This window comes from Microlunatus ginsengisoli (genome assembly GCF_039537205.1).
GTDB lineage: Bacteria > Actinomycetota > Actinomycetes > Propionibacteriales > Propionibacteriaceae > Microlunatus > Microlunatus ginsengisoli.
The window spans coordinates 72,397-78,538 of the sequence record NZ_BAABAB010000049.1; the positions used below are offsets into that span (position 1 = coordinate 72,397).

Genomic DNA, 6,142 nt, shown 5'->3' on the forward strand with positions numbered 1-6,142 from the left:
CCTCGCTCGCCGGGGATGGTCTGTTCAGTTTAGGAGGGTGTGTCGCTGCGGAGGGCGGGTCAGGGGGTGGCCTTGGCGCCGGCCGGTTCAGCGCGGAGCCCACGCCGCGAGCGCCTGCTCGCCCAGCTTGCCCTTGGTCCACAGCGGACGCTGGTCGTCCCCGTCAACGGTCATCACGAAGATCTTCAGGTAGTCGGCGGCCGGCAGTTCCGGAACGGCGACGGCGCTCTTGTACGCGATCTGGGTGCTGTCCGGCGACCAGGTCGGATTCTGCTCCGCGGCGCGATCGTCGGTGAGCTGCTTCAGTCCCGTGCCGTCGGTGTTCACCCGGTAGATGTCGGCCTGGTCCGGCTTGCCTGGCGAGGTGGCGACCCGCCGTCGAAACGCGACGTAGCGACCGTCCGGAGAGAACGACAGATCGGCGTCGCTACCCTTCATCTTCGGAGTCTCGTTCGGCATCAGCTTCTGTGGCTTGCCGCCACCGACGGCGACCGTATAGAGCTCGCCTCCGTCGAACGCCCGGTCGGCGTCGGAGGCGGCCCAGAAACCGAGCCGCTGGCCGTCGGCGGTGTAGACAACGTCGCCGAGCCGGGGGAGCCCGGCCGGGGGCGTGATCCGCTTGATCACGGATCCGTCGACGTTCATCACGAAGATCGTGTAGCGGCGGTCGGTGTCGATGCAGGGCACGGCCAGCTCGCTCGGGTTCACCGGGTTCCAGGCCGGGCGGTTGTAGACCTGGCAGCCCTTCGGCCGGGCGAACAGCCGGCGGTCACCCTCCAGCCGCTGCACGCCGGCGATCCGCAGCGTGCTGTTCGTCCCTCGGGCATCGTCGGCGTGGACGTAGATCATCGAGTCGTACGCCGGGGAGATGTCCATCCCGATGTTGGAGCCCGATCCCTTGGTCAGGCGGCGCAGTGGTTGCGGCTGGGTGGTGTCGCCGACCCAGATGTGGTCGTCGTCGTCGGTCCGCATCTGGATCAGCATCTGGCTCGGGCTGAGCGGAGCCGATCGGGGCAGGCCGGCCGGGGTCTGCGGGCCCCGTCCCGACGGTGTCGGCGAGCCTGACGGCGTCGGTGAGCCGGATGAGGTCGGACCGGTCGGCGCAGGCCCGAGCGTGCTGCCCGACAGCGGCGGAACGGCGGTGGTCCCGCCGTCGCGGTTCGCGACCACCGCGACCCCGATCACGATGCCGGCGACCACCGCGGCCGCGGCTGCGCCGATGATGATCAGCCGCCTGCGCTTGCCCGGCTCGGGTGCCGGTTCCGGGGAGCCGGTCGTCGGCGGTCCGGGCGGCCCACCGGGCGGGGGCTGGCCCGGCGAGGGCTGGCCGGGCGGTGTCACGCCGTAGGGCCCGGCGCCGGGCGGTGGCGGTCCGGGCGGAACCGGGTCGGGCGGGAACTGATCGGGCCGGCCGGCCGGCGACGGGATCGTGGTGTCCTGGCCGGCGGGCGGCTCCGGCGTCGCGCCTGGGAACTGCGCGGCGCGCCTCGGTTCCGCCGGCGACGCCGCGCCGTGTCCCGGCGCCGCACGTCCGGGCTGGCCCTGCGCGCCCGGAGCCGGGGGGGCCGGCAACGGCATCGGCGGCGGGACCCGCGGTGTGCGTACGGTCGGGGACTCGGAGAACCCGACCGGGACCGCGGCCGGATCGCCGCGGTCCAGCTGAACCGCGCCCAACGCGACGTCGTGCTTGGGGTGGGTGTCCATCGCGGTCGGGGTCGGGAACGACTGGTGCAGCAGCTCACCGATCAGCGGGATCCGGCTGCTGCCCCCCACCAGGACGATCGCCCGCAACTGTTCGGGGGTCCGGCCGGAGGCGCGGATCGCGCGGTCCAGGGACGCGACGGTGTCGCCGAGAGCGGGCCGGATCAACTGTTCGAACTCGCCGCGGGTCAGCCGCACCGTGGTGGACAGTCCCGGCAGGGCGACGGGCAGCATGGTGTCGGTGTCGGTGGACAGCGCCTCCTTGGCGTCGACACAGTCCCGGCGCAGCCGGGCCAGGCCGACCATCGTGTCCGACTCGTCGGGATCGATGGCGGCCAGCCGGTCACCGAGCAGCCCGATCACGTGCTGGAACAGGGCCTCGTCGAAATCGATGCCGCCGAGATGCTCGATTCCCTCCGGCGCGCCCAGCAGGACGAACCCGGTCGGTGTCTTCTCCAGCACGCAGGCGTCGAACGTGCCGCCGCCGAGGTCGTACATCGCGATCGTGTCGCCGACCTCGACCCGGGTCTGGGCGGCATACTGCGCGGCCGCGGCCAGCGGCTCGGGGCAGCGCAACGAGCGCGGGACGTTCGCGAGCCGGGCCACCTGGTCGAGCAGCTCGAGCTTGTACGGCCCCCAGTTCGCGGGGTGGGTCAGCACCACCAGCTCCGGTGGCTCGGCCATCCGGTCGGTCGCGATCGAGACGACCTCGGCGAGCAGCCGCGCGGTCAGCGCCTGCGGCGAGAACGGCCGGCCCGCGACCAAGATCGGAACGGTGTCGCCGATCCGCCGCTTGAACTCGCGCACCAGCCGGTCCGGCTGCGCCAGCCCTCGGCGCTCGGCCGACTCCCCGACCAGCAGGGTCCCGTCGTCTGTCAGGAACAGCACCGACGGGATCTGCAGCGCCCGGTTTCCCAATCCGATCATGGTCGGTGGCGCACCATTGCCGACCGCGGCGGCGGTGAACGTGGTGCCGAGGTCGACCCCGAGCCGGTAGGACATGTGCTGCCTCTGTTGAGGGGCGGCGCCCGGCCGGTGCGCCGAGCACGCCACCGGTGAACGATGGACGGTGAGTGCATTCTTGCGCAGTCCGCCAAGCGGGAGAAAAGCCGGGCTCGTCGCGCCGTTGCCGCCGTAAAATGGTGGAGCCGTCGCCGGAGCGTGCCCGCGCGCCGTCGGTGAGCGCCGTCCTCGAGGAGCCAAGCCGATGTCGACCACTCTGTCGATCCGCGAGATCTACGATGCCGCGCGCTCGGCCGGGTTCACTCCGCACCAGGCCGTCACCTGGACGGCGATCGCGATGGCCGAGTCGGGCGGGCGCACCGGCGCCCTCAACGACCGCGGCGAGTACTCGGTGGGGCTCTGGCAGATCAACGTCAATGCGGACAAGGGCCGGGCCGGCAGGTGGGGCAATCTCAACGATCCCGAGGCGAACGCGCGGGCGGCGTACGCGATCAGCCGGCACGGGCTGGACATGCGGCCGTGGACCACGACCCATGATCGGAACAAGGGCAGCCGGGCCGACTACCGGACCTATCTCGGCAAGGTCGAGAAGGAGATCGGCGTCGCCGGCGATCCGCGCGGGGTGCACGGCTACGGCTCCGCGCTGCCCAAGCCGCTGACCGAGAGCCAGTACGACAGGATCGACACCGGACGGCCGCTGTCGGGGACGGGCGACACCGCGGCCGTCGACACCGGCGCCGCCAACGGGGCGGGCGCGGGCAGCCTGGTCAACGGGACCGCGGCCGGCTCGCCCGGCCGGGTGATGACGGCGGCCGCCACTCCTGCCGCGACCCAGACCGTGGCCGCGGATAGCGACAACGACGGCCTGACCGACGAGTTCGAGCGGATGGTCGGTACCGATCCGTTGAAGGCCGACACCGACGGCGACGGGCTGACCGACGGCTACGAGGCAACCATCTCCCATACCGATCCGTTGTCGGCCGACACCGACGGCGACAAGATCGGCGACGCGACCGAGGTCGCGCAGGGCACCGACGCCGGCACGATCCCGGGCATCGGTGGTGTCGTCGGGGAGGGGCTGCTGGCCGAGAACGTCCGGACCGCCAAGGACACCGACGGCGACGGGCTGTCCGATCACACCGAGCAGATGATCGGCACCGATCCGACCAAGGCGGACACCGACGGTGACGGGCTGTCCGATGCCACCGAGGCGGCACTGGGGACCAATCCGCTGCTGGCGGATTCCGACGCAGACGGGGTCACCGACGGGATGGAGGTCCAGCACGGTGGAGATCCGCTGGGCTCGGCCGGCGGACCGTTCGACCACACCAAGACACCGGCTTGGACCTTGCAGGGCGCGGCCCAGGCCCGTGCCGACGCGGCGGCGGCGGCCCAGGCGGCCCAGGCTGCTCGGAGCGCCGAGGCAGCGCAGGCGGCCCAGAGCGCGCAAGCCGCCCAGGCCGCCCAGGCCGCGCAGCCGACTGCCTCGACCGAGTCCGCCGCCTCGGCGGCGGGCGACGGGCACGCTCAGGACAAGTTGTCGATCTTCCTGACCTCGGCCAAGCACCAGGTCGGCGACCGCTATGTCTACGGGGCGCCGCGGACGCCGACGGCAAAGGATCCCAAGACCTTCGACTGCTCGTCGTTCACCCAGTGGGCCGCCCGTCAGGCGGGGGTGAAGCTGGACAGCACCGCCGAATACCAGTACATGCAGCTGAAGCGGATGAACCATCTCATCCCGGTCGATCAGGCGCTGAAGACCAAGGGCGCGCTGCTGTTCTACTTCTCCCGCGAGCCCTCGGGCGGGCTGCCGGCGGGGCAGGCGCACGTCGCGATCAGTCTCGGCGACGGGCGGACGGTCGAGGCCAAGGGCACCAAGTACGGCGTCGGTGAGTGGTCCGCCAAGCACCGGTTCAACTACGCGGCCACCATCCCGGGCATCTCCGACGAGAAGGGCCTGAAGGCGCACCGCGAGGCGATCTCCACCAAGACCCGGGTTGCCGACGACTCCGTCTCCGGGGCCGCGGCGCACTCCGGCGCCGGGGTGTACGGATCGACCAAGACCGTGGACGGCCCCGACACCGGTGCGCAGTCCGCCGTCGACGCGACCGCGCGGGCGAACGGCACGACCGGTAACGGGACGACTGGGAACGGCAGGGCCGTCCCCGGCACCAATGGTTCGGGGACGAACGGTGTGGGAGTCAACGGCCTCAATGGCGCTGGTGTCAACGGTGTCAATGGTGGCGCGGGCGTCAATGGTGGCGTTGGCGTCAACGGCGCGGGGACGAACGGCGTGGCGAACGGGCAGGTCGGCTCGGCGGGGACGTACCAGATCGACGCCGGCCGGCCGCTGACTGGGCCGGCGAGCACCTTGCCGGGCGCGGCGCCGAACGATCCCGACTCCGATCACGACGGGCTTACCGACGCCTTCGAGAAGCTCGCCGGGACCGACCCGCACAAGGCCGACACCGACGGCGACGGGCTGTCGGACGGGTACGAGGCGTACGTCTCTCATACCGACCCGCTGAAGGCGGACACCGACGGCGACGGGGTGCTGGATCCGACCGAGCTGTCGGTCGGCACCGACCCCGGCCAGCTGCCGGGGGTGGCCGGCGTGATCGGGTCCGGCAAGTTCGCGGAGAACATCCGCAACGGGATGACCGACACCGACGGCGACGGCCTGTCCGACCGGACCGAGAAACTCGCGGGCACCGACCCGACCAAGGCCGACACCGACGGCGATCAGCTGTCCGACGCGACCGAGGCCTCGCTGGGCACCGACCCGATGAGGGCCGACTCCGACGGTGACGGGGTGTCCGACGGGGTCGAGGTGCAGTTCGGCAGCAACCCGCTGAACGCCGCCTCGACCATCGGTCAGGGCGGAGCCGCACCCGGGACGACCGCCAACGGGACCCCGGGAAGCCCCGCAGCCCCCGGGACCCAGGCAGCCCCCGGTACCCAGGCAGCCCCCGGGACCCAGGCAGCAGGGCCACCGGCCACCGGCGCTGCCGCGACGGGCGCCCCAGGCCAGCAGTACGCCGGTGCCGGATACGCCCAGGGCCCGTACGGAACTGGCGCGTACGGACCGGGCGCGTACGGAACTGGCACGTACGGAACTGGGACATATGGAACTGGCACGTACGGCACTGGCACGTACGGCAACGGGATCGGTCAGCAGGCGAACGGGATGGCCGCGTTGAACACCGACCCGACCGCCGGGATGCAGCAGGGCGGCCTGGGTGCGGGCCTCGGCAACGGCCTGGGCGAGCAGCAGGCGGCGAGCCTGCCCGACACCGGCTCGGCCGATGCGCTCCCGCTGCCCGATCATGGCGCCGCCACGGGCGATGCCACCGAGGCAATCAGCTAACCGAGCCGCCCGCTCGTGCCCAGCTCTGGCCCCACCACCGCCGGTGGAGAGATGTCGCGGTCGCTGAGGTGGCGGTCCGCATCCCGGCCGGCGGCACCTGCTCCACTCCGC

2 protein-coding genes are annotated in these 6,142 nt (G+C 72.2%); one reads left to right on the forward strand and one right to left on the reverse strand.

Translation table 11 applies throughout. The features are described 5' to 3' along the window. Positions 1–87 precede the first annotated feature (87 nt). Positions 88–2,703 carry an Hsp70 family protein gene (locus ABD747_RS22975; RefSeq protein WP_344809052.1) on the reverse strand — a complete coding sequence of 872 codons (2,616 nt, stop codon included), beginning with the start codon at positions 2,701–2,703 and terminating at the stop codon, positions 88–90. Positions 2,704–2,908: 205 nt separating this feature from the next. Here ABD747_RS22975 and ABD747_RS22980 point away from each other — a divergent pair, with 205 nt between their 5' ends. Beyond that, on the forward strand, positions 2,909–6,031 hold the full coding sequence (locus ABD747_RS22980) for an NlpC/P60 family protein (protein ID WP_344809054.1): 3,123 nt from the start codon (positions 2,909–2,911) through the stop codon (positions 6,029–6,031). Positions 6,032–6,142 lie beyond the last annotated feature (111 nt).